Raw genomic sequence first — 1390 nt, 5'->3', positions numbered from 1 at the left:
AACAGGTAACGAAGAACTTATAATCTAGTATCCATCGTTAGATGGAGCGCCGAATGCTGGGAAACTAGCACGTTCGGTGTGGAGCAGGGGAAAAGCTGGAGATAGCATCAAATGCTTACCTATTGCCAACTTTAGTCGTGAATATGGGGGGAAGTTAATGATGAAGAAAATTATTGTTGTTATGTTGATGGTATTCGTTTCAATTTTGGCTGCTTGTTCTTCAACAGCAACAAACCTAGAAAAGGTTGAGAGTGTACCAAAATTTGTACAAGATTCTATCCAGCCTAATGTTCAGTTACAGTTAAAAGAAGAAAACAAAAATAGTTACTATATCACTCTTCAATCTTATGGGGACGCAGATTTTAACTATGATGTAAAAGGTGACATAGTGGAAATTAAATTCGATGTATCTGACTCTGACGCAGAACAAAAAAAACAAAATGTATATCACCTAACGATAGATAAAGATATTGAAACTATTGATGTGTATGTCAATGGGGAACGCAGTGGTTTCGATATAACCTCATAAGATATACACCCCGACATTTAACCAATCGGGGGCATTAATTGAACAAGTGCTACGCATCAAACGGGCCAAAGTGCAGAGAAAAAATAGGGGAAAAAATTTGGGGGAACGGGGGTTTCTGGGATGAGAAATAAGAGTAGGAAATATATTTTAATCTTAAGTATCATCTGTGTTCTGGGTATCTCCTTCATTCCTGGAATTGGGATCAGAATCGAAGGCGGATCACGCTTTTTAGGGTTTCCAGCCGATTGGTTAAGCCTGTACAAAAATGGAGGTTTCAGTTTTCTGTGGCTAGGATTTATATTCAACATTGCATTTTTTTATTTAATATTTTGGCTTTTGAATACAGCTTTGATAAGTTTAAAAAACTCAAGTAAGAGTCTTGAAAAATGAATGTTTAATAGCCCATAAACGGGGGCGATTGTAGGACAACGCTGTACCAGAATAGGGCCAGTTAGGTAAGTAATGACAAATAACTTCAAGGGGATAAAGTATGGAAATATTAGACGCTTTCTTTTATTGGATTGGATGGTGGTTGATGCCTATTTGGTGCATTATATTCTGTTTGAATTTGGTAACCATATTAAAAAAGGTAAAACATGAAGAAAAAACTACAGCAAATACAGTTTGGCTTATTATATCGTTTACGATTATTATGTGGACTACTGCGTCCATGGGCTTTAGTTAAACTAACGGGTGCGATTGCTTTATAAGCGATTGAGTCTATATCACAAACGGGCCAGCGCGACAAGTTCTGTGATAAATGCCTTCGGCATGAAAATACAGGAAATTTATTATGTAAATTTCAACTTTACAACGAAGAATAGGAATGACGAAACCATGTTTTCTGAAACTATTCCATCA

Annotated in this window: 1 protein-coding gene; it reads left to right on the top strand. The window is 36.6% G+C overall.

Annotated features, from left to right (window positions below):
• The first annotated feature begins 160 nt into the window (after window positions 1-160).
• The gene (locus tag CSV72_RS16500; protein WP_143561188.1) at window positions 161-529 is read left to right on the top strand and encodes a hypothetical protein; all 369 of its coding nucleotides are present in this window, start codon (window positions 161-163) and stop codon (window positions 527-529) included.
• Window positions 530-1390: the final 861 nt, after the last annotated feature.

This window comes from Sporosarcina sp. P20a (assembly GCF_002743175.1).
GTDB lineage: Bacteria > Bacillota > Bacilli > Bacillales_A > Planococcaceae > Sporosarcina.
The sequence above is the reverse complement of the archived record's forward strand: the minus strand, read 5'-3'. Positions and strand labels throughout refer to the sequence as shown.

Excerpts from the sequence above, each read along its gene's own strand:
- CSV72_RS16500 (WP_143561188.1), top strand. The coding sequence starts at position 161 with ATGAAGAAAATTATTGTTGTTATGTTGATGGTATTCGTTTCAATTTTG.